General features: G+C 70.4%; 22 protein-coding genes. 11 read left to right on the top strand and 11 right to left on the bottom strand.

Annotated features, from left to right (window positions below):
• Nucleotides 1-135: 135 nt before the first annotated feature.
• Nucleotides 136-1056: an alpha/beta hydrolase gene (locus tag ACFVJQ_RS32565; protein ID WP_385517355.1), complete on the bottom strand. Its 921-nt coding sequence runs from the start codon at nucleotides 1054-1056 to the stop codon at nucleotides 136-138.
• 180 nt (nucleotides 1057-1236) lie between these two features.
• On the opposite strand from ACFVJQ_RS32565, the gene ACFVJQ_RS32560 reads away from it, so the two are divergent.
• Nucleotides 1237-2112 (top strand): helix-turn-helix domain-containing protein, encoded by an 876-nt coding sequence (locus ACFVJQ_RS32560; RefSeq protein ID WP_385789182.1) that lies wholly within the window; start codon nucleotides 1237-1239, stop codon nucleotides 2110-2112.
• Nucleotides 2109-2480: a DUF2255 family protein gene (locus ACFVJQ_RS32555; protein WP_385789180.1), complete on the top strand. Its 372-nt coding sequence runs from the start codon at nucleotides 2109-2111 to the stop codon at nucleotides 2478-2480. The genes ACFVJQ_RS32560 and ACFVJQ_RS32555 overlap by 4 nt, the downstream gene beginning before the upstream one ends.
• A 15-nt stretch (nucleotides 2481-2495) precedes the next feature.
• On the opposite strand, the gene ACFVJQ_RS32550 is transcribed toward ACFVJQ_RS32555, so the two are convergent.
• Nucleotides 2496-3059, bottom strand: a complete 564-nt coding sequence (locus ACFVJQ_RS32550) for a carboxymuconolactone decarboxylase family protein (protein WP_385517350.1) — start codon at nucleotides 3057-3059, stop codon at nucleotides 2496-2498.
• A 24-nt stretch (nucleotides 3060-3083) separates the two neighbouring features.
• On the bottom strand, nucleotides 3084-3461 hold the full coding sequence (locus ACFVJQ_RS32545; protein ID WP_385517349.1) for a nuclear transport factor 2 family protein: 378 nt from the start codon (nucleotides 3459-3461) through the stop codon (nucleotides 3084-3086).
• Nucleotides 3462-4044: 583 nt separating this feature from the next.
• Here ACFVJQ_RS32545 and ACFVJQ_RS32540 point away from each other — a divergent pair.
• The 3 genes from ACFVJQ_RS32540 (at nucleotide 4045) to ACFVJQ_RS32530 (ending at nucleotide 6922) form a co-directional block, all read left to right on the top strand.
• Nucleotides 4045-4512: an SsgA family sporulation/cell division regulator gene (locus tag ACFVJQ_RS32540; protein WP_385273609.1), complete on the top strand. Its 468-nt coding sequence runs from the start codon at nucleotides 4045-4047 to the stop codon at nucleotides 4510-4512.
• A gap of 183 nt (nucleotides 4513-4695) precedes the next feature.
• Entirely contained in the window at nucleotides 4696-5550 is an 855-nt protein-coding gene (locus ACFVJQ_RS32535; protein WP_385789177.1) for a Bax inhibitor-1/YccA family protein, read from the top strand.
• 139 nt (nucleotides 5551-5689) lie between these two features.
• Complete coding sequence (locus ACFVJQ_RS32530) at nucleotides 5690-6922, top strand: cytochrome P450 (RefSeq protein ID WP_385789175.1); 1233 nt, start codon at nucleotides 5690-5692, stop codon at nucleotides 6920-6922.
• A gap of 68 nt (nucleotides 6923-6990) precedes the next feature.
• Here the strand turns inward: ACFVJQ_RS32530 and ACFVJQ_RS32525 are convergent, their stop codons facing one another.
• From ACFVJQ_RS32525 to ACFVJQ_RS32510, 4 genes are all read right to left on the bottom strand, one after another.
• A complete protein-coding gene (locus ACFVJQ_RS32525) occupies nucleotides 6991-7581 on the bottom strand; it encodes a DUF308 domain-containing protein (RefSeq protein WP_385517345.1) in 591 nt (196 codons plus the stop codon).
• 43 nt (nucleotides 7582-7624) lie between these two features.
• Nucleotides 7625-9244, bottom strand: a complete 1620-nt coding sequence (locus ACFVJQ_RS32520; RefSeq protein WP_385789172.1) for a tannase/feruloyl esterase family alpha/beta hydrolase — start codon at nucleotides 9242-9244, stop codon at nucleotides 7625-7627.
• A gap of 151 nt (nucleotides 9245-9395) precedes the next feature.
• Nucleotides 9396-10088 (bottom strand): cytochrome b/b6 domain-containing protein, encoded by a 693-nt coding sequence (locus tag ACFVJQ_RS32515; protein ID WP_385789170.1) that lies wholly within the window; start codon nucleotides 10086-10088, stop codon nucleotides 9396-9398.
• The gene (locus ACFVJQ_RS32510) at nucleotides 10036-10758 is read right to left on the bottom strand and encodes a molybdopterin-dependent oxidoreductase (protein ID WP_385517339.1); all 723 of its coding nucleotides are present in this window, start codon (nucleotides 10756-10758) and stop codon (nucleotides 10036-10038) included. The genes ACFVJQ_RS32515 and ACFVJQ_RS32510 overlap by 53 nt, the downstream gene beginning before the upstream one ends.
• A gap of 381 nt (nucleotides 10759-11139) precedes the next feature.
• On the opposite strand from ACFVJQ_RS32510, the gene abc-f reads away from it, so the two are divergent.
• The 3 genes from abc-f to ACFVJQ_RS32495 all read left to right on the top strand — a co-directional run bounded on the left by abc-f (nucleotide 11140) and on the right by ACFVJQ_RS32495 (nucleotide 15224).
• Nucleotides 11140-12774 (top strand): ribosomal protection-like ABC-F family protein, encoded by a 1635-nt coding sequence (gene abc-f, locus ACFVJQ_RS32505; protein WP_385517337.1) that lies wholly within the window; start codon nucleotides 11140-11142, stop codon nucleotides 12772-12774.
• A 79-nt stretch (nucleotides 12775-12853) separates the two neighbouring features.
• Nucleotides 12854-14545: an ABC-F family ATP-binding cassette domain-containing protein gene (locus ACFVJQ_RS32500; RefSeq protein WP_385789168.1), complete on the top strand. Its 1692-nt coding sequence runs from the start codon at nucleotides 12854-12856 to the stop codon at nucleotides 14543-14545.
• A 115-nt stretch (nucleotides 14546-14660) separates the two neighbouring features.
• A complete protein-coding gene (locus ACFVJQ_RS32495; RefSeq protein ID WP_385789166.1) occupies nucleotides 14661-15224 on the top strand; it encodes a CGNR zinc finger domain-containing protein in 564 nt (187 codons plus the stop codon).
• Nucleotides 15225-15266: 42 nt separating this feature from the next.
• Here ACFVJQ_RS32495 and ACFVJQ_RS32490 read toward each other — a convergent pair whose 3' ends face one another.
• Both ACFVJQ_RS32490 and ACFVJQ_RS32485 read right to left on the bottom strand, forming a co-directional pair.
• The gene (locus tag ACFVJQ_RS32490; protein ID WP_385517331.1) at nucleotides 15267-15953 is read right to left on the bottom strand and encodes a hemerythrin domain-containing protein; all 687 of its coding nucleotides are present in this window, start codon (nucleotides 15951-15953) and stop codon (nucleotides 15267-15269) included.
• A 397-nt stretch (nucleotides 15954-16350) separates the two neighbouring features.
• The gene (locus ACFVJQ_RS32485; protein WP_385789164.1) at nucleotides 16351-16974 is read right to left on the bottom strand and encodes a hypothetical protein; all 624 of its coding nucleotides are present in this window, start codon (nucleotides 16972-16974) and stop codon (nucleotides 16351-16353) included.
• Between the two features lie 684 nt (nucleotides 16975-17658).
• Here ACFVJQ_RS32485 and ACFVJQ_RS32480 point away from each other — a divergent pair.
• Nucleotides 17659-19737, top strand: coding sequence for a BTAD domain-containing putative transcriptional regulator (locus ACFVJQ_RS32480; RefSeq protein WP_385789162.1), 2079 nt, complete (start codon nucleotides 17659-17661; stop codon nucleotides 19735-19737).
• Here ACFVJQ_RS32480 and ACFVJQ_RS32475 read toward each other — a convergent pair.
• Nucleotides 19734-20237, bottom strand: a complete 504-nt coding sequence (locus tag ACFVJQ_RS32475) for a sigma-70 family RNA polymerase sigma factor (protein WP_385517325.1) — start codon at nucleotides 20235-20237, stop codon at nucleotides 19734-19736. The two genes, ACFVJQ_RS32480 and ACFVJQ_RS32475, sit on opposite strands and share 4 nt — an antisense overlap.
• A 432-nt stretch (nucleotides 20238-20669) precedes the next feature.
• Between ACFVJQ_RS32475 and ACFVJQ_RS32470 the strand changes: the two genes are divergently transcribed.
• Nucleotides 20670-21071, top strand: coding sequence for a cupin domain-containing protein (locus ACFVJQ_RS32470; RefSeq protein WP_385517357.1), 402 nt, complete (start codon nucleotides 20670-20672; stop codon nucleotides 21069-21071).
• 87 nt (nucleotides 21072-21158) lie between these two features.
• Here ACFVJQ_RS32470 and ACFVJQ_RS32465 read toward each other — a convergent pair whose 3' ends face one another.
• The gene (locus ACFVJQ_RS32465; protein WP_385517323.1) at nucleotides 21159-21662 is read right to left on the bottom strand and encodes an MEKHLA domain-containing protein; all 504 of its coding nucleotides are present in this window, start codon (nucleotides 21660-21662) and stop codon (nucleotides 21159-21161) included.
• Nucleotides 21663-21837: 175 nt separating this feature from the next.
• Here ACFVJQ_RS32465 and ACFVJQ_RS32460 point away from each other — a divergent pair, with 175 nt between their 5' ends.
• Nucleotides 21838-25929 (top strand): discoidin domain-containing protein, encoded by a 4092-nt coding sequence (locus ACFVJQ_RS32460; RefSeq protein WP_385789159.1) that lies wholly within the window; start codon nucleotides 21838-21840, stop codon nucleotides 25927-25929.
• Nucleotides 25930-26079 lie beyond the last annotated feature (150 nt).

The raw sequence follows: 26079 nt of genomic DNA, 5'->3' as shown, positions 1-26079 counted from the left end.
GGCCGCTCCCGCGCCCCTGCCCACGCCCTGCGCGGGGCCGCCCCCGGCGAAGGGACGTGCTCGACCAGCCCGGTGGGGCCGACCCCCCACGCTGTCGGCCCCTCCGGCATGTGCCCCGTACGTGACCTCAGTCGGTCACTTGTCGAGGTGGGTGGTGAAGTAGTCGGTGAGCTTGTCGACGGCGGGGTCGATGTATTCGCGCTTGTCGTAGAGGCCGACGTGGCTGGCGCCGGGAATGCGGTGGAGTTCCTTGGGGCCGGTGGCGGCCTGATGGGCCTCGATGGCCATCCAGGCGGTGACCGCGCGCTCGCCGATGATCTGCAGGATGGGACGGGGGCCGATGAGGGGGACGGCGCGGAAGACGTCGCTGGAGGCCATCTTGTCGATGCTGTCCCAGGTGAGGTACTTCGCGGAGCGCTCGTGGTAGCCGCGGGCGCCGCAGTAGTACTCCCAGCCCTCGATGCCGTGCTCGCCGCCCAGGGCGCCCGCCTGTTCGGCGGTGTCGGGGAACATCGTCAGCACGCCGGGGTCCTCGCCGCGGGCGGCGCGGGTGCGGGCCTGGGCGGCGGCGTCCAGGAGGGCCTGGAAGACGGCCGGGTCCTGGGAGCCGTCGGCGCCGTAGCGGAACTGGCGGGCGGGTTCGGCGGTGCACACGGTCGCCACGGCCTTGACGCGGTGGTCGCCGCCGGTGGCAGCCAGCGAGTAGCCGCCGGAGGCACAGATGCCGAGCAGGCCGATGCGGTCGGCGTCGACCTCGTCACGGGTGATGAGGTAGGAGACAGCGGCCTTGAAGTCCTCGATGCGCTGGGCGGGGTCTTCCAGTCCGCGGGGCAGGCCGCCGGACTCGCCCTGGTAGGCGGCGTCGAAGGCGAGGGTGACGAATCCGCGCTCGGCCATCAGCTGCGCGTAGGTGCCGGAGGTCTGTTCCTTCACCCCGGTCCCGGGGTGTCCGACCACCAGCGCCGGACGGCGGCCGGCAGTCGGGCTGTCGGGGGTGTAGAGGTGCGCGGCGATCTCGATACCGGCGCTGTCGAAACTGACACGGGTCCTGGCCATGGAAACAACACTCCTGAAAGACGGTGACGGACGATGTCGTGGAGCACCCGGTCCGTGCCGGGCACACATCCACCATCCGCCACCTGCCTCGCCCGCGGGAGAGGCAGGTTTCTGCCTGGGAAAGAACCTGCCCCCTCACACCTGTGTCGCGCCCGGTCCGGCCGCATGACACTGGAGAACATGAAACCGACACCCGACTCCCACCTCGGCACCTTCCTCAGGGCCCGTCGGGCGCAGCTGGATCCGCGCGAGTGCGGCCTGCCGGAGACGGACTCAGCGCGCCGGGTCACGGGACTGCGCCGCGAGGAGGTCGCCCAGCTCGCCGCGATCAGCGTGGACTACTACACCCGCCTCGAACAGGGCCGCGTCCGCGCCTCCGCCCCCGTCCTCGCCACCCTCGCCCGCGCCCTGCACCTCGACGACGACCAACAGCAATACCTCTACGAACTCGCCGGCCGCACCGACAACCGACCGCACCGCCGCCGACCCGCCCAGCGCGTACGCCCCGCCATGCGCCGCCTCCTGGACCAGCTCACCCAAACCCCCGCACTCGTCCTCGGCAAACGCCTGGACATCCTCGCCTGGAACCCCGCCGCCATCGCGCTGTACACCGACTTCGCCGCCGTACCGGCCGACCGTCGCAACTACGTGAACCTGCTGTTCTCGAATCCGGTGGTCCGGGAGTTGCATCTGGGCTGGGAGCACGACGCCCGGGACGCCGTCGCCGGGCTGCGCATGGAGGCCGCGGCCGACCCCGTCGACCCGGACCTCGCCCGCCTCGTCGGCGAACTGTCCGTCCAGGACGCCGACTTCCGCACCTGGTGGGCCGAACACCGCGTCAGCAGCGCCGGATACGGCACCAAGCGCTACCGCCACCGCCTGGTGGGAGAGCTCACCCTCGACTGCGACACCTGGGCGAGCCCCGACGGCTCCGGGCAGCGCCTGATGGTCCTGACCGCCGAACCCGGCAGCCCCTCCCACGACGCCCTGCGCATCCTCACCTCCTGGACCGCGGAGGTGCCCGGCACCGACCGACCAGAGGGCCTGACCCGATGACCACCTGGGCGCCCGAAGACCAGACCCTGCTCTCCGAGACCTACTCCCTCGTCCTGACCGCCGGGGACGGTGACCGCCCCGGTGTGGAGATCGGCATGGTGGTCGTCGACGGCGAACTGTACGTCCGCGCTTACCGGGGAGTCCGCTCCCGCTGGTACCGGGCGGCGCGGGAACACGGTCACGGAACGATCCAGGTGGGCGGCGTCACCCGCGATGTCCTGCTCACGACCCGCGACCTCGAACCACCCGCCGAACTCGACGCCGCCTTCTGCGGCAAGTACGGACCGGTGGCCGACGCCCTCGTCGCGCGCCCGGAGGCACATGCCGCGACCATCCGGGTCGACCCGGCACCCGCGCCGACCCCCTGAGAGGCCCGCCGCGCCTCAGACGCCGGTGGTGTCACCGGAGGTGCCGAGCACCGGTTCGTCGTCGTACACCTTGGTCACCTCCACGTTCAGCACGGTGGCGATCCGTCCGAACGACCAGTAGTAGCCGGCCACTTGCAGTACCTCGACCAGTTCGCGGTCGCTGAGGAACCGGCGGGCCTCGTCGAAGACCTCGTCGGAGACGCGTGGGTGCCGCACCACCTCGGCGGTGAACCGGACGAGCGCGCGGTCGGCCTCGGACAGTTCGGGGCTGTCGATCTGCCGGTCGCGGACGAGCTGCCGGGTTCGCTCGTCGACGCCGGCCGAGCGGGCCATGGGGTCGTGCTGGGCCGCGACGAACGTGCCGTCGGTGTGGGCGGCGACGGTGAGGATCACCAGTTCGCGTGCGCGGTCCGGCAGTTCGAGTGAGGTGAACAGTGTCCTGGCGAACTCGACGAACGGCTTCACGGTGCCCGTCGAGTGGGACATCATCTTGACCATCGGGTCGGGCGGCAGCTTGCCGAGGAACGTGGCGGCCTCGTCCGGGAACGAGGCGGGATCCGGGTCGGTGAGACGGGGCATGGTGGTTCTCCGATCGTGGGGGGCTCAGACGGTCCGGGCGGGCTCGACGTCGAAACCCGTCTCGCTCAGGTGCCGGAAGCGGCCGTCCTCGGCGAAGGTGCCGAAGATCGCGATCTCCCGGGTCTGGGTGGTGCCGTTCTTCAAAGTGATGCGGAAGACGTGCCGTTCGGCGTAGGTGTCGGCGTCGGTCAGCTCGTCGAGCACGGTGACCGTGCCTTCCGTGACCTGGCCGCGGATGCCCGCGACCATCTGCGTGAACTCGTCGCGGTTCAGCGTCTTTCCGTCGCTGCGGTGTGTGTAGTCCGGGGCGTAGTAGCGGTCGAGGACCTCGTGCAGTTCCACCGCGGGGTCGGGCTCGAAGACCAGGGCGCGGAGGGCGTCGGAGATACGGACGTGGCTCATCGTGGGTGTGTCCTTCGGTTGCGGAGGGACGCCATAAGTGGACCCATGGGTCCGGTAATCATCGTACCGGACCCACGGGTCCGCTTCATGATGGAGCCGCTCTGAAGGCAGTCGTACGAGTTCAGAGGGTGCGGGCGAAGAGGGCCGGCAGTTCCGTCCAGTGCCGCTCGGCCGCCGCGGGGTGGTAGGCGGCCGTGTCGGACTGGGGTGTAGCCGTGGCGCGCACCCTCGTAGACCTCGCACCGGTGCTCGACGCCCGCGTCCGCGAGCGCCTTCTCCAGGCGGCGGACCTGACATCGAGGGATCCTCGCCTGCAGCCGTCCGCCCCCGGCCACAGGCGGGGGTCCGCGTTTTCGAGAAACGTGTTTCCGCTTGTCGGCCTTCGGCCTTTCCGCAGCCAATTGACTTACGTCACGTCCCGCGCAGCCCGTTCGACGCTCCCCGGAGCCGCTCTTCGGCCGCCGGGGTTCTGCTACGCCCTTCCAGTCGACGTCGTTTGACCGTCAAGTGACCGATGTGCGGGTTCTGTTCCCGGCGAAGAGTGGTAGGCGCAGACTTCGTCCCATGGAGGGGAACTCCCGTCATGCACCGTGATCAGTCACCCCTGAAGGCGCGTCCGGCGTCCGAGCCGGTGCCTCCGCTGTTCCTGGACCTCGACCAGATGCTCGATGAGTTCACCCCGCTGCCGATACGGGCGGAGTTCCGCTTCGACCCGGACATGCCCGCGGTGATCACGGTCGAGTTCCTGGCGGAACGAGGACCGAGTCTCATCTGGCGCATCGGCCGCGAGCTCCTCCACCACGGCCTGACATCGATGAGCGGCTGCGGCGACGTACGGATGTGGCCGGCGCTGCCCAGGGAACGGCCCTCGTCCTGGCTGCTTCTCGAATCGGAGGAGGTGGAGGCCCTGTTCGAGGTGCCCGCGGCACCGCTGGCGGAGTGGCTCGACGCGACCTACCGGATCACCTCGGCCGAGGCGGAGATGGACGGCCTGAACTGGGACGGCTTCCTCATGGAGCTGCTCGACGGCCCGGCGACACCGTCCGAATGACCGCCGCCGGGTGCGCGCACTCGGATGACTTGCTTCCGATCGCGTCACCTGTCAGAGTGGTGACGCGCAGGGTTGCCGTCGTCGGCCCGGTACATGACCAGTGCCACACGTGTGCCGTCCCGGACACCCGATGACAACGCTTTGCCGCAGGCCGCGAGTGTGCGGCGGACGAGGAGGAATGACGTGAGGTCCAGCAATCCGATCTTTTCCCGCTGGGGTGCCGCCCGTGACGCCGGCCCGGCCGACGCCTACGCGCAGCGGCCGGTGGGTGCCGCTGTCGGCGGCCGGCCGGCGGACGACCACGCGACCAACCCCTACGCCCCCGGTGCGGACACGTCACCGCGGACCGCCGGGACCGCGGTGACCATGGACGACGTCATCGTCCGCACCGGGACGACGCTCGGCACCGTGGCCCTGACGGCCGTACTGTCCTGGCTCCTGCTGCCCGTCGACGAGGCGAACATCGGCCGCTCGTACGGCATCGCGGTGGGCGCGGCTCTCGTCGCCTTCGTCCTGTCGCTGGTCCAGGCCTTCAAGCGGACGCCGTCCCCGGTGCTGATCCTCGGGTACGCGGCGTTCGAGGGTGTCTTCCTCGGCGTCCTCTCCAGCACGATCTCGACCTATATCGCGCCGGGTGTGGTCGTGCAGGCGGTGCTCGGCACCTTCGCAGTGTCCGCGGGTGTGCTCGTCGCGTACCGCATGCGCTGGATACGGGTGACCCAGAGGTTCACCGGGTTCGTCGCCGCGACCGCGACCGGCTTCCTCCTGCTGCTCGTCGCCGACCTCCTCTTCTCCGCCTTCGGCGCGGGCGACGGCCTCGGCTTCCACAGCGGCGGCCTCGGCATCCTCTTCGGCGTCGTCGGCATCCTGCTCGGCGCGGCGTTCCTCGCCCTGGACTTCAAGCAGGTCGAGGACGCCGTCGCCTACGGTGCCCCGCGCGAGGAGGCGTGGCTGGCCGCCTTCGGTCTCACCACGACGCTGGTGTGGATCTACCTGGAGGTGCTGCGCGTGCTGACCATCTTCAACAGCGACAACTGAGTTCTCTGCCGCCGGAGGGGCATGCGCACCGCGCATGCCCCTCCGGCGTGTCCGTACATGGGTCCGCCGTCTGAACCTCCACGGAACCCGGCTCGTTCTCATGACGACGACCTGACCGCCAGAACGGGAGAGACGTGTCATGAGCCCCCACGAGGAGTGCCCGTACCAGGACGGCCGGGTGGTCCTCGATCCCGCCTTCAAGGCGGACGCCCCCGCGCGGTACGCCCGGCTGCGGGAGCTCGGGCCCATCCATCCGGCCGAGTTCCACCTCGGCCTGAAGGGCTGGGTGATCGTCGGCTACGACCTGGCCCGGGAGGCACTGACCCACCCCGCCCTGCTCAAGGACGCCACGCCCGCCGCCGAGGCCCTGGCCGCCGCCGGCTACGTCCTCAACAAGCCCTCGGTGGGGCTCGGCGCGCAGATGATGGAGGCCGACCCGCCCGAGCACACCCGGCTGCGCCGGCTGGCCTCGGCCGCGTTCACCCCGCGTCGTACGACCGAACTGGCGCCGCGCATCGAGCAGATCGCCCACGACCTGATCGACACGCTGCCGCCGGCGGGCGAGACCGACCTCGTCGAGGCGTTCAACGCTCCGTTGCCGGGCACGGTCATCGCCGAACTCCTCGGCATCCCCGAGGAACACCACCTGGACTTCCGTCGCTGGTCGGCCCGGGCGCTCCAGGTGGCCTCGCCCGAGCACCGCCCGGCGCTGGCCGGTCTGCACGGGCTGCTGGCCGACCTCGTCGCGGACAAACGCCGCCGCCCCCAGGACGACCTGCTGTCCGCCCTGGTCGCCGTACGTGACGAGGAGGACGGCCGGCTGACCGAGGAGGAACTCGTGGGCACGGCCATGATGCTGGTGGTCGCCGGTCACGAGAGCACCGTGAACCTGCTGGGCAACGCCGTGCTGGCGCTGCTGCAACACCCCGACCAGCTAAGGCTGTTGCGGGACCGGCCCGAGCTGGTGCCCGGCGCGGTGGAGGAGTTCCTGCGCTACGACACCTCCGTCGAGCGCTCCACCAGCCGTTACGCGGCGGAAGACATCGAACTGGGCGGGGTGCCGATCCCCCGCGGCAGTATGGTCGTCGTCGCTCTCGGTGCGGCGGGGCGCGACGCCCCGCAGGCCGAGGACGGCGACCCGGCCGTGCTCGACGTGACCCGGCCGGGCGCCCGGCATCTGGCCTTCGGGCACGGCATCCACTACTGCCTGGGCGCCCCGCTCGCGCGCCTGGAGACGACCATCGCCCTGCGCACCCTGCTCGCCCGTGTCCCCGAACTCGAACTCGCCGCCCCGGCAGGCTCCTTGCAGTGGATCGGCTCCGGCATCATCCGCGGCGTGCTCTCCCTCCCGGTGCGCTACCGCGTCGGCTGACGACATGAGAAACGTCCGGCCCGCGTCGTGGAGACGCGGGCCGGGACGGAACAGAAGGGGTACGGCCGTCAGACGGTCCGGCTGCGCAGCTGACGGGTCTTCCAGCCCAGCAGGCCCGCCTGGACGATGAAGAACACCCCACCGCCCGTGGCGTACACCGAGAGCACGTCGAGCGAGGGATCGTCGCCCGCGGCCTGGATGTTGTAGGAGATGCCGACGACGAAGGACAGTCCGCCCGCGATCAGCATCGGCCACTGCTTACCCAGTTCGGGGCCGCGCCGCTTGAGCCCGACGGCCACCTGGGCGGCCCCGGAGATGACGGCCCAGGCGCCGAACACGTGGAGCACGGGCGCCACGCCACCGGCCCCGGCGATGCCGACCGCGATCGCGGCGAGCGTGCTCAGCACCCCGTTGAACGCCGTGACCCGGCGCTCCGATCCGTCGGGGAGGGCCCGGTAGTCGATCAGTGACGACACCGCGTCGATCAGCGGGTAGACGACCAGCAGCGTGATCGCCACGGCGTCGACGTCCTCGTGGGCTCCGGCGAACGCCAGCGCCCATGCCACGGCCAGGACACCGCGGCCCAGGTACAGCCTCAGCAGGGAGGAGCGTTCGCCCGTGGCCGCCGCATCCGCGGGTGCCGATGTCTGCGTGCTCATGGTGGTTCGGCCTTTCTCAGGTCGGGGGGCGTCGCCGGCCCGGTCAGTGCCGGGACGGGAAGACGCACTTGAAGCTGGAAGCGACGGCCGGGTCGCCGTAGCCCTTGTAGCGGGACACCTGCGGGTAGCTGCACAGGTCACGGGTGACGCTCTGCCCCGAGGCGTTGATCAGGGTGGCGGGCAGGGTCTTGGGCGCCTTGCCGTGCTCGACCCAGGCGGTCAGCGCGGCGAGGCCGTCGGCCGAGCCGTCAGCGCCGTTGAGGCCGCAGTGGTTGGTACCCGGGGCGAGGAAGAGACGGTAGAAGTCGTCGACCCGCTTGGCGCCGCCCAGTTCACGCTCGACCCGCTCGCGGTACTGCACGGTGCCCTGGGTGGGGATGTACTCGTCGGCGTCGCCGTGCCAGCTCAGCAGCTTGCCGCCGGACTTGCGGAAGGCCGTCAGGTCCGGGTCGTCCGTGCCGATGACCTTGTCGTACTCGGCCTGGGACTGCTGGAACAGCTGCGTGAACTGACCGTAGGTGACCTTCGAGATGTCGAGGGACGGGTCCTTCGCCACCCAGAGCTTGACCCAGGCGGCGGGCACCGGGAACGGCGTCCCCACGACGTTTCCGTCGGCGTCGGGATCGGTGTGCCCGGCCAGTGCCCAGATGTCGGCCCCGATCGGGACGCCGTACCACAGCTTCTTGCCGGAGACGGTGCGCGGACCGTCCCAGACCTTGCGTACGACGGTCGCGTCGGCCGCCGTGATGGTCAGCTCCCTGCCCTCGCACACGACCTTGGTGCCGATCAGCCGGCGCGGGTCGAAGTCGCAGCGGGACGGGTCGTTGACCAGGCCGTCCTTGACGCCGTCGAGGGAGTCGCAGGCCTTGACGGCGGCGTTGGTGAAGGCGTCGAACTCACACTCGGACGGGTAGGTCTTCTCGTTGTTCATGACCACCTGCGGCCACAGGGTGGCGACCTCGAACTCGTCCCAGTTGACGGCGGGAGCGTCGGCGAGGATGCCGTCGTAGTCGTCGGGGTAGCGCTGGGCCTCCATATAGCCCTGGCGTCCGCCGGTGGAGCAGCCGGTGAAGTACGAGTACGCGGGACCCTTGCCGTAGATCGCGTCGACGACCTCCTTGCCGACGACCGCCGCCTCGTGCTGGGAGCGGGAGGCGAAGTTCTTCAGCAGCGCGGTATTGACCTGGCCCTCGCTGTCCAGCGCCCAACTGGTGTCGAGGGCGTCGCCGACACCGGCGTCGGTGGAGACGGCGGCGTAGCCGTTCTTGACGGCGGTGCCCAGGCCGACGCCGTTGTCGCCGGCCAGGTAGGCGGCGCCGCCGAGCCCCTGGAAACGGCCGTTCCAGCCGCTGACGGGCAGCCAGGTCCGCACCTTGGCGTGGTCGCCGTCGCCCGGATGCGTGAGGGTGACCGTCACTTCGCAGTAGGCAGGGACGCCGGTGACCGTGCCGCCCAGGGCCCCGGTGCCGTGGACGGTGCCGCCCTCCTGGCTGACCGCTGTCACGGACTCCACCTTGGTCCCGGCCGGCGCCTTCACGGACGGCGCCGAGCAGGCGAACGGCGCGGCGGCGGAGCCGTCCCGGGGCTCCGCCGAGGCGGTCGGCAAGTACACCGCCGCGGCCAGCGGCACACCGGCCGCGAGGACAGTCAGAAGTCGTCTCATTGCTTTCCCATCCGAGGAAGTAGATGTGCCTCTGAAACACAGCGACACATGTGCACGGCTCACTTTGGCCATGCGTCACATATCCCGACAACAGTCAGTTGACGGTCCATGTCCAGGGGCACCGCCCGGGCTACCCGAAGGACGTGTTAGGTCATTCGACGGTCCGCCGCTCGGACCCGTCACCCACGTGCTCCTCCCGCAGCCACCGCGAGTGATACCGCTGCGCCCACGACCGGCTGACGTATCCCGTGCGCATCCCCAGCCGCGCCTCGGGGTCCTCGAACGCCTTGCGCATGTGCCCGAGGACAACAAACGTGATTGCCCAGGCCAGGATGTCGTGGACGAAGATCGCGCTGGTGCGGGAGATGAAGGGCAGCAGCCCCATGAACCACATCAGCAGGCCGGTGAACATCATCACCAGTACGGCACCGGCGATCCAGCCCGCGTAGAGCTTCTGGCCCGCGTTGAACTTCCCGGCCGGGCGGGCCTCGGGCGAGGTGCGGCGCCTGCGGACGGCGCGCAGCCACTGACGGTCGTACACCGCGAAACGGTTCAGCCTGCGCAGGTCCGCGCGGAAGGCGGGCGAGAAGAGCCCCAGCAGGAAGGGCAGTGGCAGCGAGATGCCGGACCACTCGTGGACCGTGACCATCAGGTGGCGCCGTCCGACGAGTTGGGCCAGCGGCCCGAGGTAGAGACAGGCGGCGGAGACCAGGCACAGCAGCATCAGGTAGCCCGTGGCCCGGTGGACCATGCGCTCGGCGGTGCTGAAGCGGCGTACCCGGCCGTCGTGTTCAGGCCGCGTCACTGTGCCGGTCGGCTCCGTCGAGCCAGCCGTCGACCGCATATCCGCGCTCCTCCCAGTAGCCGGGAACGACCTTGTCGGTGACCGAGATGCCGGACAGCCACTTGGCCGACTTGTAGAAGTACATGGGGGCCACGTAGAGGCGGACGGGTCCGCCGTGCGCGTGGGTGATGGGTTTGTCCTGCATGTTCAGCGCCACCAGAACGTCCGATCGGCGCGCCTGTTCCAGCGTGAGGCTCTCGCTGTAGGCGCCGTCGAAGCAGGTGAACCGGATTGCCGCACCCGGGGAACGCACGCCGGCGTCGTCGAGGATGTCCGCCAGCTTCACACCCTCGAAGGGCGTGTTCTCCACCCGCCATCCGTCGGTGCACACGACGTCGTGGACGACCCGGGTCTGCGGCATCGCGCGCAACGCGTCGAGCGTGTAGGTCTTCGGCCGCTCCACCAGTCCGTCGACCCGGAGTTCGTAGTTCGTCGCGTCCTTGTGCGGCACCGAGCCGACGACGCTGTAGTACCGGAAGCCGCCCGGGTTGGGCAGCAGACCGGTCAGGCCCGAGGGGTCGACCTCCGAGGCAGTGGCGAGGAACCCCTCCCAGCCACGCTGGAGATAAGGCGCGGCGGCGAGCCCCGCCGCTCCCGCCCCGAGCATGCCCAGCATCGCCCGCCGCCCCACCGGTGCGCCTCCGGCCCTCGGCTTCGGCTTTTCGGCCATGGTTTGCGCTCCTTCCGGCACATGTGAACTCTGCCGAGTCACGCTCAGCATCGTCACCGGTTTAACTGGTGACGATGCTGTCATGAGGGTCTCGAGGGTGTCAACACAGAAGCCCGCTGATGCACACGTATGAGCTCGGCATGCCACGCCGTCGACCGAGCAGGACGGAGACTGTTAGGCTGCGAGTGACGTTGACCGCGTATCGAGGAGTCACAGACGTGGTGGGTGAAGACGACATCTCCGGGTGAGATCCGGATCTGACGGCCACCGGCCGGCGCTCAGGAGCGCTGCCGACGTGGTCCGTTTCGTCGTACCCCTTTTCCCACGTCTGACCAGGGCAGAGCTCTGTTCTCCGCCCTCAAGCCGCTCGAGGTCACCTCCATGTCCGACGCATCCATCGTCTGCTCGAACCTCTCCTTCGCCTGGCCCGACGACACCCCCGTCTTCCACGACCTGTCCTTCACCGTGAACAGCGGCCGCACCGGCCTGGTCGCCCCCAACGGCTCGGGCAAGAGCACCCTGCTCAAGCTGATCGCCGGCGAACTGAAGCCCGCCACCGGCTCCGTGTCCGTCGGCGGCACACTCGGATACCTCCCGCAGAGCCTCCCCCTGACCGGCAACCTCACGGTCGCCGAGGTGCTGGGCGTCGCCGCGGTGATCCGGGCCCTGGACGCCGTGGAGTCCGGGGACGTCAGCGAGGAGCACTTCACCACCATCGGCGACGACTGGGACATCGAGGAACGCACCCGCGCCCAGCTCGACCGGCTGGGCCTCGCCGACCTCACCCTGGACCGCAGCCTGAGCACGCTCAGCGGCGGCCAGGTCGTCTCCCTCGGCCTCGCCGCCCAGCTGCTCAGGCGCCCCGACGTACTGCTGCTCGACGAGCCCACCAACAACCTCGACCTTCAGGCCCGGCACAAGCTCTACGACGTGCTGTCGGACTTCACCGGCTGCCTGCTGCTGGTCAGCCACGACCGGGCGCTGCTCGACCGCATGGACCGCATCGCCGAGCTCGGCAGCGACGAACTGCGCTTCTACGGCGGCAACTTCACCGAGTACGAGGAGGCCGTGCGCGCCGAGCAGGAGGTCGCCGAGAAGAACGTCCGCAACGCCGAACAGGAACTCAAGCGCGAGAAGCGGGAGATGCAGCAGGCCCGCGAACGCGCCGAGCGCCGCATGAGCAACGCCTCCCGCAACCTCAAGAACGCCGGTCTGCCCAAGATCTTCGCCGGCAACATGAAGCGCGGCGCCCAGGAGGCCGCGGGCAAGTCCGGCCAGATGCACGCCTCCCGGGTCAGCGAGGCCAAGGCCCGCCTGGACGAGGCCGGACGTGCGCTGCGCGACGAGCAGCGCCTCACCCTGGAACTGCCCGACACCCAGGTGCCCGCCGGGCGCAACCTCTTCCTCGGCGAGGGGATGCAGGTCCGTCTCGGGGACAAGGACGTGTTCGCTCCGGGCGGAGTCGACCTGACCGTTCGCGGCCCCGAGCGCATCGCGCTGACCGGGCCCAACGGCGCCGGAAAGACCACCCTGATGCGGCTGATCACCGGCGAACTCGCCCCGGACGGCGGGGAGATCAAGCGCAACGACGGGCGGATCGCCTACCTCTCGCAGCGCCTGGACCTGCTGGACCTGGACCGCACCGTGGCGGAGAACTTCGCCGCGTTCGCCCCCGAGCGGCCCGAAGCGGAGCGGATGAACCTGCTCGCCCGCTTCCTCTTCCGGGGCGCGCGGGCACACCTGCCCGTCAAAGTGCTCTCCGGCGGCGAACGTCTGCGCGCCACCCTGGCCTGCGTGCTGTGCGCCGAACCGGCCCCCCACCTGCTGCTGCTCGACGAGCCGACCAACAACCTCGACCTGGTCAGCGCGGGCCAGCTGGAGAGCGCGCTCAACTCCTACCAGGGCGCCTTCCTGGTGGTCAGCCACGACGAGCGGTTCCTCGCCGAGATCGGCGTGAACCGTTGGCTGCGACTGGCCGACGGAACTCTCAAGGAGACGGGAGCCCCCGCGGTGTGAGCCGCCGGCGTGTGAAGTGGCCCGCGTCCGAGGCAGTACGCCCCGCGGGCCGAACACCGATCACGTTGGACGGTTCCCCATGCCCCAGCCACATCCGCAGGCCGCGCTGCTCGCCCACGACCTCGTCCGCAGCCTGGGCGGCCGACGCGTCCTCGACGGCATCTCCCTGACCGCCTCCCCCGGCCACCGCATCGGCCTGATCGGGGAGAACGGCGTCGGCAAGTCCACCCTGCTGCGCGTCCTCGCCGGCGTGGACCAACCCGACGCGGGAAGCGTCACCCGCCCGGCCGACCTGGGCTTCCTGCACCAGGAGATGCCGTACGACGCCGACTCCACCATCGCCGCGGTGCTGGACGAGGCGCTGCGCGAGGCCCGCGAGGACCTCGCCGAGCTGGACCGGCTCGGCGAGGAACTCGCCCGCGTCCCGGAGGACCATCCCGGCCACCAGGAGCTCCTCGACGCCTACGGCAGGCGCCTGGAGCAGGCCCAGGACCGGGCGTCCTGGGACGCCGACCGCCGCGCGGCTCTCGTGCTGGACGGCCTGGGCCTCGGCGCCTTCGGGCACGACCGCACGCTCGGTTCGCTCTCCGGCGGGCAGCGCGGCCGGCTGGCCCTGGCCGCCCTGCTCGTACGGCGGCCCTCGGCGCTGCTGCTGGACGAGCCGACCAACCACCTCGACGACGGCGCCGCCGCCTTCCTGGAGGAGCAGATCCGCGGCCTGCCCGGAACCGTGGTCGTCGCCAGCCACGACCGGGCGTTCCTCGACGCCGTCTGCACCGACCTGATCGACCTCGACCCCGCGGTGGACGGCCCGGTCCGCTACGGCGGCAACTACAGCGCCTACCTGTCGGAGAAGCACGCCGAGCGGGAGCGCTGGGAGCGGCGGTACGCCGAGGAGCAGGAGGAACTGACGGAGCTCAGGCACGCGGCGGGAGTGACCGCGCACCGGGTCGCGCCGGACCGCGGCCGCACCGACAACGAGAAGATGGGCTACGGGCACCGGGCCGGCCGGGTGCAGAACCAGATCTCCCGCCGGGTCCGCAACGCCACCCGGCGGCTTGAGGAACTCGAGCGCACCCAGGTCGCCGAGCCGCCGCGCCCGCTGCGGTTCGCAGCGGGGGAACTGGCCGCGCGTACCGAGGAGGGCCCGCGACCCCTGGTCTCCCTGCACGAGGTGCGGGTGCCCGGCCGGCTCGCACTGGACGGCCTGGAGGTGTCGGCGACGGACCGGCTGCTGATCACGGGCGGCAACGGGGCGGGCAAGTCGACGCTGCTCGCCGTGCTCGCCGGGCGTCTCCCGGCCGAAGGCGAGGTGCACCGGCGGCGCAGGCTGACGGTGGGGCTGCTCACCCAGGACACCGTGTTCGAGCGGCCCGACCGCACCGTCCGCGACACCTACGAGCTGTCGCTGGGCGCGCAGCGGGCCGAGAAGGTGCCGCTGGGCTCGCTCGGCCTGATGCACGAGGCGGACCTGGACAAACCGGTCGGGCAGCTGTCCGTGGGGCAACGCCGACGGCTCGCGCTGGCCCTTCTGGTGGCCCGCCCGCCCCAGCTGCTGCTGCTCGACGAGCCCACCAACCACCTCTCCCCGCGACTGTGCGACGAGCTGGAGGCCGCCCTGGGGCCGGGGCCCGGCGCGATCGTCGTCGCCAGCCACGACCGCTGGCTACGCCGACGCTGGCAGGGCCGCGAACTCCGCCTGGAACCGGGACGCGGGCGACGGGAGGAAGCGGGCCCCACACTCGCGGCCCACCCCCGCCCACGGCCCTGACCATCGCTGACCGAGCCCGGTGCCGTACGATCTCCAGCACACTGGCACCAGGGAGAACCGTCTGGAGCGGTGACGCTTCTTGCGTCCGGCGTAAGTCACCTGTCAAGATGGTGATGTGAATCTTGACCATGTATTCGTATGCGGGCACCCGGCTCTCGACTTCGCGGCCACCCTCCGGGCCCGGCGCTCGATCCGGTTCGAGATGTTCGTGACGCCGGAGCGGCTGAATGCCTGGTACTTGGAGTCCGGGCTGGTGGACACGATCACTCCCGGCGGGGAGGACGGCGTCCGGGAGGCCACGACCGTACGCGAGGCCATCTACCGGCTCGTCACCAACCGCCGACTCGGCGAGGAGTTCGACCGGGAGGCGCTCGACGCGGTCAACGCCGCCGCGCGCAAGACTCCGGTGACGCCCCAGCTCACCCCGACCGGGCGGCTCACCGAGGCGACGCCCGAGCAGGCGCTGGCGACCGTCGCCCGGCAGGCGGTGGAGCTTCTCAGCGGCCCGGACGTCCCCCTGATGAAGGAGTGCGGCAACCCCGAGTGCACCCGGGTCTACATCGACCGTTCCCGGGGCATGCGGCGCCAGTGGTGCGGCATGGAGTCCTGCGGCAACAAGATCAAGGCCGCCGCGTACCGCGCACGCAAGAAGTCCGCGCCCGCCGTGGCCGCACGCTGACCTCCTGACCTGGGCGGCGGGCGATCCCGGCGAACGCGGGGCTCAGTCGGCGGCGGGGTCCTTGAGGGTCCCGCGGAACCTGTTCACCAGCATTCCCCGAGCCCAGCGCACCGGCGGCGGGAATGCGGCGTACACGTGATCCCGGCCGGGGATGGGCTCGGAGTGCTCCAGGAGGCCGAAGACCAGGTGCGGCCCACCCCGCCGGGCACCGTCGGCTGCCGCCTTGCAGAACCTCAGGACGTCCTCGTCCAGAGGCTTGCGGAGCAGCCCCCTGAGCAGCGGTTCCACGACGGCGAAGTGCTCGGCCGGCCCGTCCCGGATCCGGCGGGAGGTGAGCGTCCCCTCCTTCATCGCGTGCCCCCAGCTCACCGATCCGCCGACCCGGTGCTCCTCGGAGATCCGCGCGATGCCGCTCTCCAGCTCGTCGAGCCCCTCGGCCAGCGAGTCGTCCTCCTCGTCCAGCAGGTCCGGACTGCGGACCGCTTCGGGGCACCGCTCCCGCAGCACCGGCCAGAGCAGCTCGTCCTCGCTGCGGCGGTGCCGACGTACGAAATCGACAAACCACTGCACGGTCGTCACCAGGGTCTTCGTGTCGACGGCCGCACCGCCCGCCAGCCCGGTGAAGGACCTGACGACGAGCTCGGCGCCCCGGGGCATGACGGCGTGGACGGCGAGGATTTCCTTGAAGAGAGGGTCGCCTTCCGTGACCGGCGCCTGCGTGGCGGACATCCGTGAAGATTTCTTCCCTGTTTCCCGCGCCCCCATGACGACATGTGTACGGCCCGTTCCCGTCACAGGGAGCGGGCCGTACCGGTCCAGGCCCTTGGGATGAGGACCTGAACCTGCGGCCGTCCTTGGAGGATCCGTCTCCAGGGGCCGTTCACTGCAGGAACGGACGGGCCGACGGCAGTGGTTCACGACATGTGCGCACTGGCGGCCGAGGGGGGACTCTGGCCGCCAGTGCGGGGGCGGGAACGGACCACGAGAGCGTGGCTGGACTCCGAATGTCCCGTCACGGCACCGCCGCCCGCGTGTCCAGACGGCAGAGCCTTCCATCTGGAGAACGCAGCAACAGGCCGAAAGGTTCACCACAGCATGCGCATCCGGCCGTCACCTTCGAGGTGTCTCAGAGATACATGGCTCGATGACTACGGTAGGCGAACGTGTCGCCCGAGCTGAGGATGGTCACGATCTCCTCGCAGAAGCGTCGGTACTCCGTCTCCTGCTCGGCCGGCAGGGTCACGGAGACGACGGATCCCTGGGGCACGACGGGCCGCAGGGCGCCCAGAAGGCCTAGCGGGGGCGGCGGCAGCAGCACTTCCATAACGCGTCGGAAGACATCGGTGAGGTTCTCCTCCCGATCCGGCGGTTCGGCACACGCCTGCTCCGGCACCGGACGCCAGCCCCTGTCGGCCTCGACGAACAGGTCGAGGCAGGCCGCCAGGTGTCCGAGATCGACCGCTGTCAGCTCGATCGGGTACAGACTCGTCAGCTGGTCGCCGCGCACGCTGTGCATGGTGTACCGCTCGGCCGGAGCGGGGTCGGCAGACGCTTCTTCGCTGTGCCACCGGGACCACAACGGCAGCTTCAGCAGCACCTGCACCCAGCTGTCGTAGGCATCCGAGACGATCCGCTCGTCGTCGGACTCCAGGCCCGCGCTGTGCAGTCGGCAGAGGTGGCGGAGAAGCGGTTCTTCGAGACTCTGGAACTTCGCGAAGAAGACGGGATCGTCAGGGACCAAGGTGTACAAGGGCTCCTCCTCTCACCGGCTTGACGGCTCGAAGCCGAGCGCGGTACGGCCGTCGCGCAGGACACGTGTGCACCGCCTGGCGTCACCACTCGGACCGGTCCGCCGGTGAGCAGGCTCCCACAGCACTCGCCCAGCGGGCAGGAGCCTGTCATGAAAGCGAACGGAACAGGACACCGCGGGGTTCACCAGGGGTGCACCCTGCCACGCCACTCCCGTGAGTAACCGCCTTGACAGGTGACGAAATCCCATGAAACCATCGTCACCTGTCAAGGTGGTTACTTCTCTTCTTTCGGAGGCGCACATGTCGGTCGTGCGACGCGCTTGCGGACGCGGCAGGGGTGCAAAGTCGGCTGACGGATCCGCCGACTGCCGCCGGCTGCCAGTCTCGGTGCGGCACTCGACACCCTGGGGAGTCGTCCCGGCCGCGACTGCTCAGCAGAGACGGTTCCACCCGGACACCACCGCCGCGATGACACACCTCGAGCCCTTCTCCGCTGCGCACACGTGTCACGAATCATGGCTACACTTCGCGGTCTTGGCCGCAAGCCCCTCGGGCGGAGACGGCTTGGGTCCCCCGGCGGCGCGGTGAGGACAGGCGACCAACAGCACCTCATGAGAAATGGCGAGGCCAGCCGCGAGATGGACGCGACAGTGCGCTACTCAATCCTCGGTACCGTGCGGGCGATGCGCGGGGACACCGAGATCGACTTGGGCCCCCCGAAGCGACTGGCCCTGCTCGCCCTGCTGCTGCTCCGTGCCCCCGGCCCGCTCACCCTGAGCGAGGCGGTCGACATCCTGTGGGACGAGGAACCGCCGGTCAGCGCCGTCAACGTGGTGCACCGGCACATCGGCGCACTGCGCAGGACACTCGAACCCGAACTGCGCAGCCGTACCCACGCCGAACACCTCGTCCGCGCCTCCGACGGCTACCGCCTGCTGGTCGCCACCTCGACCTCGGATCTGCTGCGCTTCCGCGACCTGCGCGCCCAGGCGCAGCTCGCGGTCAGGGGCGGCGCTCCCGCCCAGGCCGCGGAGGACTTCGTCGAAGCCCTCCGGCTGTGGCGCGGTCCCGTCGTCGCCGCTGGCACCTCGGTGGCCCGGCATCCGGTGTTCACCTCGGTCGGCCACGAGTTCGTCGCGACGGTGAAGGAGGCCGCCGACGCCGTCCTGACCGCGGCACCAGCGCTGACGGAGGAGGTGCTGACGATGCTGCGGCGCGCCGTGGAGAGTCACCCTTTCGACGAGGCGCTCCACTCCCGGGTGATCGCCGCCCTGGCCGCCACCGGCCGACAGGCAGAGGCCCTGCAGCAGTTCGAGACCATCCGGGGCGCGCTGGCCGAGGAACTGGGCGTCGAGCCCGGCCCCGAACTGCGCGCCGCCCAGCAGCACCTGCTCCAGCGCAGGGTCTCCCGGGCCCCGGACGCTCCCCCGCCCCGTCCCGTGGAAGCCGGAAGGCCGGCCCAACTGCCCGCGGACTGCGCCTCCTTCGCCGGGCGTCGGCAGATCCTGAGCCAGTGCCTGGAGCTGCTGCCGCTGAAGGGCGAGAGCCGGCCTCCCACGATGACCGCGGCCATCTGCGGCATGGCGGGAGTGGGCAAGACGACACTGGCCGTGCACTGGGGCCACATGGTCGCCGGCCACTTCCCCGACGGGCAGATCTACGTCGACCTCCAGGGCCACCACCCCTCCCGCCCCCCGCTCGACCCGGCCGAGGCCATCGCCGAGGTGCTCGGCGCGCTGGGCGTGGAGCACGACCGTTCGCACTCGAGCGCCGCCGCACTCGCCGCCGCCTACCGCAGTGCCCTGGACGGGCGCCGGCTGCTCCTCGTCCTGGACGACGCCGAGGACAGCGAGCAGGTACGTCCCCTGCTCCCCGCCACGCCGGGCTGCCTCGCGATCGTCACGAGCCGACGGCGGCTGGAGGGCCTGGCCGTCACGGACAACGCCCGGATCATCACGCTGGATCCCATGACCCGCGAGGAGGGTCTCGAACTGCTCGACCGGCGCCTGGGCACCGACCGGATCAGAGCCGAGCACGAGGCCGCGGAGGAGATCGTGGAGCTGTGCGGCGGGCTGCCGCTGGCGCTGGCCGTCGCCGGCACCCGGGCACTCGTGCAGCCGCAGTTCCCACTGGCCTCGCTCGCGGCCAGGCTCCAGGACGCCGACGACTGTCTCGACGCTCTGTCCAGCCGCGACGCCCGCACCAACATCCGCAGTTCGTTCCACCGCTCTTACGAAGCGCTCAGCAGCAGTGCCGCGCGGCTGTTCCGGCTGCTCGGCCTGCATCCCACGCGTGACATCACCCTGCCGGCCGCCGCCAGCCTGGCCGGCACCGACCCGCGCAGCACCCGGCAGGACGTGGCCGAGCTGATGGACCACCACCTGCTCGTCGAACTGACCGCCGGCCGGTACACCTGTCACGAACTGCTGCGCGCCTACGCGAGAGAGCTCAGCTCGCTCCTGGATTCCCCGACCGCGCGGTCCGAGGCGCTGGCCAGGATGTTCGAGCACTATCTGTACAGCGCCAACGCCGCCACGGCGTTGCTCGCGCCCCACTGCGGCACCGTGATCCTGCCGCCGCCGAGACCGGGGGTCCGGCCCCAGGAATTCGGCGAACGCGCGGACGCCGCCGAGTGGATCGTCGCCGAGCAGTACCTGCTGCCGGAGCTCGTCCGCGCCATCGGCCACGACCCCCGCGGCGAGACGTTCCGACGCCAACTGACCTCAGCGCTGGAGATGTGTCTGCACTCGACCGGTTTCTAAGCGGCCTCTGCCTCTGACCCTACGACGCTCCGAAGCTTGCGCAGGGCGTTGTGGTGACGGCTCTTGACGGTGCCGGCCGGGATGCCGAGGATGCCGGCAGTTTCCTGAATGCTGCGGTCGCACAGGTATATGTGGACCAGCACGGCACGGTGATCGGGAGACAGCCGACGCAGTAAGGGCCTGGCCACCAGGGTGTCGTGCACCGCCTCGGTGCCGTCGGTACCCGACACGGGGTCGTTATAGGTGACTCCGACGACCTCCCTTCGGGCATGGGGTTTGCGCACCCAGTCGATGACCAAGTGCCGGGTCACGGTGAACAGCCAGCCGCGGACCGACCCCTCCATCCCCAGCAGTCTGTCGATGTTCCGCCAGGCCCGGATGATGGTCTCCTGGACGATGTCCTCGGCTAGTCCGTGGTCACCCAGCATCTTCTCGGCGTACGAGACAAGACCGTCCCGGTGTTCCCTCATGATGGTGCCGAGCAGATCGGACCGGGACATAGTCGTGAGGGGCGTAGCCATAGTGTTCTGAACCATCCTGGTTCTCTGTCGTGCGGCGACGGGGGCCTGATGTAACCCCCGCGTGCGCACTTTAGGCAGCGGCAAGTGCCAGAAACATGCCGCATTTGTGTCGCCGTAGTGCCGCGGCCCTCGACCGGCGAACACATATGCTCGCGAGGTACTCGTCCGGCGCCGGAGAACCCCTTCTCATCAGGTACTTTTCCACCCGGGGCACCGATTCCCCGCTTTGACGCACTCCAAACAGATGCAGCATGTGAGTTGCATGTCACGTGTGCCTAGCCGCCTTGACCCCGACAGAGGGTGTGCGGGCTCCATGGCCCGAAACTACGTATGTGACACTGTCGCATGTTCCAGCGAGACAGTGAAAGGTATGACACATTGCGTAAGAACCTGCTGCGACTGGGAGTGACCATGGCTGCCGCCGGTCTGTCCCTCGGCGCGGGCACCGCGTTCGCCACCCCGGCCGGTCCGGGTGTGACGGGCAAGATCATCTCCCAGACCACGTTCGGCGGGAAGGACTACATCCTCCGCCAGGTCACCATTCCCCCGGGCCAGAGCACAGGCTGGCACTACCACGACGGAACCCTCTACGGCTTCGTCCAGCAGGGCACGCTCAGCCACTTCGACTCGGACTGCGAGTCCGACGGCGTCTACAAGGCAGGCAGCGGCCTCACCGAGCCGTCCGGCGCGGACCACGTGCACATCGGCCGCAACCTCGGCACGACCGACGTCGTCCTCGACGTCCTGTACGTCCTGCCGCACGGCGCCGCACTGTCGGAGGACGCCCCCAACCCGGGCTGCGACTTCCAGTAGGTCCCCGGCCCTTGCGCAGCACATGACGAGCCCGCCACGGCGACACACCGTGGCGGGCTCCTCGCACGGTGGGGCCCCGAGGCCCCCTCACATGTCGGTGGGCGCCCAGGAACGGAACACCGCGGCCTGGCCGTGGATCCGCCCGCGGGTGTCCATCAGGTCCCACATGGTCACGTCCTCGATCCAGAACGCCTGGCCTCTCTTCCCGACCCGTATCCCCCGGTAGCCGGTGGCGTAATGGTCGGCCGTCGCAGCACGCACGAAGGCCTCCCGGTCCTCCTGGCCGTCCGGGCGCGCCGACAGCCGGGACGGCAGGCCGACGAACTCGCCCCAGGAGTAGCCGAAGCAGTTCTGCGCCGTGCTGTTGGCGTAGACGAAGCGCGGGTCGGCGGACGTGTCGTGCGCCAGCAGCCCGAACGGGGCCTGCTCGTACAGCCACCGCGAGGCGTCCCGACCGGTCTCCCACGTCGCCGGGCACAGCGGCTCGCCCACCAGCCGCAGATGGCTGGAGAGCAGCAGGTCGGCGAAGGCGGGGTCAGTGGGCCGCACGGGCAGGATCATCGGCGTGGCGCCGTCGTCAAGGTATGTCATAACCGTTCACATGTTTCTTTGTTCGGCATGGCTGGGGGATTTCTTCATTGTCAGGAGCCTTGACAGGGAAGTGTCCGTCACAACAGCCTATGGCAACGTTGTCAGATCACGGGAGCCGCCCCGTACCGGCAACACACGCTGCCTCTCACTCATCCCTGTGATTGGACGACTACACATGGCCCATCAGTCATGTCCATCTCGACGCCCCTCCCGGCGCGCCGTCGTCGCCACCGGTTCGACGCTGCTGGCCGGGTTCGGCCTCGGCACGGTGTTCGCATCGACGGCCGACGCCGCCGCTCGAACCGCGAGCACGACCGGCACCGGCTCCTCCGCACCGGGTGAGATCGCCGCCTACCGCCCGGTCCAGGTCTCCTCGCAGGCCTACGCACCCGCCCCCGCCGAGTTCGTGGTGGACGCGATCCCGGCGCAGGGTGTGCGCGGCACCGGATGGCGCGCCGAGGCGGGCGACCCGCAGTGGATCGAGGTCGACCTCCAGGCGGACTGCCGCGTCGACCGGATCCGGCTGACCTTCGAGGCCGACGCGGGCGATCCCGTGTTCACCCCGCCGACCAGCGGAAACCCGCGCCAGGGCACCACCGGCAAGGAGCTCCTCTCCAGCTACGCCAGGGAGTTCGTCGTGGAGACGTCCCGCGACCGCGACTCCTGGACCAGCGTGTACCGCACCACGGCCGGCACCGGCGGCGTGGTGGACATCCCGCTGCCGAAGCCCGTCACGGCCCGCTGGGTACGGATGACGGCCCACCAGCGCTCCAGCCCCAACCCCCTCGGCCTCAACGGCTTCGAGGTGTACGGCACCGCTCCCGGCCACCGCCCGAAGGCCACCGGCTGGACCGACTGGGGCACCCACCACGGCGATGCCCCGCGGCTCACGGTCGCCGCCGACGGCACGGTGCCGCTGGAGTCGGGCTGGACGCTCACCCTGGACGACTGGGCGGACGGCGACGGCGCGGCCCTCTCGCGGACCGGCGTGGACACCAGCCGCTGGCTGCCCGCGACCGTGCCCGGCACCGTCCTGGGCTCCCTCGTCGACCAGGGCAAGCTGCCCGACCCGGTCGCAGGACTGAACAACCTGCGTGTCCCCGAGGCGCTGTCCCGCCACTCCTGGTGGTACAGGCGGGACTTCGACCTGCCCCGCGGCCTGCGCACCGGCCAAGGGCGGCACCTCTGGCTGGAGTTCGACGGTGTCAACCACAAGGCCGAGATCTGGCTCAACGGACACGGAGTGGGCGAGGTGACGTTCCCCTTCGCCCGCTCCGCCCACGACATCACCGAACTCCTGGCCGCCGAGGGCGGCAACGCGCTCGCCGTGAGGATCTCCCCCATGCCAGTGCCCGGCAGCCCCGGCGACAAGGGACCGGCGGGCGAGGCCTGGGTGGACGCCGGAGCCAACACGATGAACCTCAACTCACCGACGTACCTCGCCTCTTCGGGATGGGACTGGATGCCGGCCGTCCGCGACCGCGCAGCCGGCATCTGGAACCACGTACGGCTGAGATCGACCGGCCACATCGTGATCGGCGACCCGCGGGTCGACACGGTTCTGCCCGCGCTGCCGGACCTGTCGGTCGCCGAGCTCACCCTGACCGTCCCGGTGTGCAACGCCGACTCCACCGACCACGAGGCCACCGTCTCCGCCTCGTTCGGCGACGTCCGCGTCTCGCGCACGGTCACCGTCCCGGCTGGCGGCGACATCGATGTCATCTTCACCCCTGACGCGTTCAGCGCCCTGCGGGTGAAGAACCCCGAGCTGTGGTGGCCCAACGGCCTGGGCGAGCCCACCCTGCACGACCTGACCCTGGTCGCCCGAACCGGCGGCGCCGAGAGCGACCGGCGCACCACCCGTTTCGGCATACGGCAGTTCGGCTACGAGTACGACACCCCGCTGAAGTTCACACCTTCCTCCGACGCCTACACGCAGACCGTCCCGCTCGGTGACCGGCGCGCCCGCCACCTCCGCGTCCGCTGTCTCACCCGGGCCACCAGCTGGGGCAGTTCACTGTGGGCACTGTCGGTGTTCGACAGCGCCCGTCCCGGCACCGACCTCGCCCTGCACGCCGCGGCCGAGGCCTCCAGCACCGACGAGGACGGCCACCGGGCCGCCAACGTCACCGACGGCGACTCGAATACCCGCTGGTCCTCCGCCTTCGCCGACGACCAGTGGATCCGTGTCGACCTCGGCTCGGTGCAGTCCTTCGACCGGGTCGACCTGGTCTGGGAGCAGGCCTACGCGCGGACCTTCGTCGTGCAGGTCTCCGCGGACGGCGAGCAGTGGACGGACGCCGCGTCCGTGGACAACACGGCCGTCCCGCTGCCCTTCAACAGTGGCGACGCCAGCCTGCGGGTGACCGACTTCGAGGCCCGTACGGCTCGTTACGTCCGTCTGTCCTGCGGCCTCCGCAACACCAGCTGGGGCAACTCCCTGTGGTCCCTCGCCGTCATCGACAGCGCCGAGCCGGGCACCGACCTCGCACTGCACCAGAAGGCGACCGCCTCCAGCGAGGAGGACGGCCACCCGGCCGCCCACGCCACCGACGGCGACCCCGGCACCCGCTGGTCCTCCGCCTACGAGGACCACCAGTGGCTCCGGGTCGACCTCGGCTCCGCCCGGCGCTTCGACCGGGTCGCGGTCCTGTGGGAGCAGGCGTACCCGAAGACGTACACCATCCAGGTCTCCGACGACGGCGACACCTGGACCGATGTCACGACCGTCTCCAACACCCCCGACCCGCTGAAGATCAGCGTCAACGGCGTACGGGTGCTGGTGCGCGGTGGCAACTGGGGTTGGGACGAACTGCTGCGCCGGATGCCCGCCGAGCGGATGGACGCGGCGGTGCGGATGCATCGGGCCATGAACTTCACGATGATCCGCAACTGGGTCGGCAGCAGCAACCGCGAGGAGTTCTACGCCGCCTGCGACGCGCACGGCGTCCTGGTGTGGAACGACTTCCCCAACGCCTGGAGCATGGACCCGCCGGACCACGAGGCGTTCCTGTCCGTGGTCCGCGACACCGTGCTGCGCTATCGCATCCACCCGTGCGTGGCGGTGTGGTGCGGCGCCAACGAGGGCAACCCGCCGGCCGCGATCGACGAGGGCATGCGCGAGGCGGTCGAGAGCCAGGTGCCGGGGGTGCTCTACCAGAACAACTCGGCCGGCGGCATCGTCACCGGCGGCGGCCCCTACGGCTGGGTCGAGCCAGAGCGCTACTTCGATCCGTCGACGTACGGCAGCAAGGACTTCGGCTTCCACACCGAGATCGGCATGCCCGTCGTCTCCACCGCCGCCAGCACCCGCGCCATGGTGGGTGAGGACGGGCCGGAGTGGCCGGTCGGCGGTGCCTGGTACCACCACGACTGGAGCGAGCGCGGCAACCAGGCGCCGCAGAACTACAAAACCGCCATCGAGACCCGCCTCGGCACCGCCCGCGACCTGGACGACTTCACGCGCAAGGCGCAGTTCGTCAACTACGAGAACTTCCGGGCCATGTTCGAGGCCTGGAACGCCAACCTGTGGGACAACGCCAGCGGGTTGATGCTGTGGATGTCCCACCCGGCCTGGCACAGCACGGTCTGGCAGACCTACGACTACGACTTCGACGTCAACGGCGCCTACTTCGGCTGCCGGAGCGCCTGCGAGCCCCTGCACGTCCAGGCCGACCCGGTGAAGTGGCAGGTCATCGTGGTCAACCACACCCGTAAGGCGCTCAAGCGCGCGACAGTCACGGCGGAGACGTACGACCTGTCCGGCCGCCGGATCGCGAGCACCCGGCAGGCGCGCGTGGACGTGGACCCCGCGACCTCGGCGACGGCGTTCACCGCGGCCCCCGCGGACGACCTGCCGGACCTGCACCTGCTGCGGCTGACCCTCACGGACGGCAGGGGCCAGGTCCTGTCGCGCAACACCTACTGGCGCTGCCGCACCCCCGAGGCGCTGCGCGCTCTCAACCAGGTCCAGCAGGCCAGGCTGTCGTCCTCCCTCACACAGGTGTCGCGCGACGGGGACCGGCGTACGGCGACCGCCACGGTCCGCAACCGGGGGTCCATGGTCGCCGCGATGGTCCGGCTCTCCCTGCTGGGCGAGGACGGCGCCCGCCTCCTGCCGACCCTCTACGACGACAACTATCTGTGGCTGCTGCCCGGTGAGACACGCACGGTCACACTGTCGTGGCCCGCGTCCGCCCTGCCCTCGGGCCGGCCCAAGCTGCGGGTCGAGGGGTACAACACTCCCCCGGTCACGGTGCACGGCTGAGCCGTACCGGGAGAGGCCGGGGGCCGGTGCCGCCGTATCGGCGGGCGCCCCCCCCCCCCGCGGGGGGAGAACCGCCGCGCGTACAAAAAACCCCCCAAGGAGGCGCGAGGGGGCGGAACAACAAACACACCCAAACCCCCCCGCCCCCCC

The sequence above is a fragment of the Streptomyces sp. NPDC127197 genome, assembly GCF_042672405.1.
GTDB lineage: Bacteria > Actinomycetota > Actinomycetes > Streptomycetales > Streptomycetaceae > Streptomyces > Streptomyces flavusporus.
Note: the sequence above shows the minus strand (reverse complement) of the source record. Positions and strands in the feature narration are given on the sequence as shown.